Annotated in this window: 1 pseudogene; it reads left to right on the plus strand. The window is 67.5% G+C overall.

The annotated features are described in order from the left end of the window. Positions 1-326, plus strand: a pseudogene (locus M2D63_RS25610) (nicotinate-nucleotide--dimethylbenzimidazole phosphoribosyltransferase); the annotation flags it as partial.

The following is a 326-nucleotide window of genomic DNA, read 5'->3' on the forward strand; positions in this document are numbered from 1 at the left end:
CACTGCCTGCGGCGGCCACTGGCGCGCACTTGGTCATCGGCGGCGAAATGGGCATCGGAAACACCACCGCGGCCAGTGCCCTGGCCTGTGCCTTGCTCGGCTGACCGGCCAGCGAACTGAGCGGTCCGGGAACCGGCCTGGATGCCGCTGGCGTGCGGCACAATGCCTAGGTGATCGAGCGGGCCCTCAGGCTGCACTGCGACCTGTCGGCTGATCCGCTGCAGGCCTTGTTCTGCCTTGGCGGTTTTGAAATCGCAGCCCTGGTCGGTGCCTACCTGGGCTGCGCCCAGGCCGGTGTCGCCGTACTGGTCGATGGTTTCATCTGC

This window comes from Pseudomonas sp. BJa5, from assembly GCF_030272875.2.
GTDB lineage: Bacteria > Pseudomonadota > Gammaproteobacteria > Pseudomonadales > Pseudomonadaceae > Aquipseudomonas.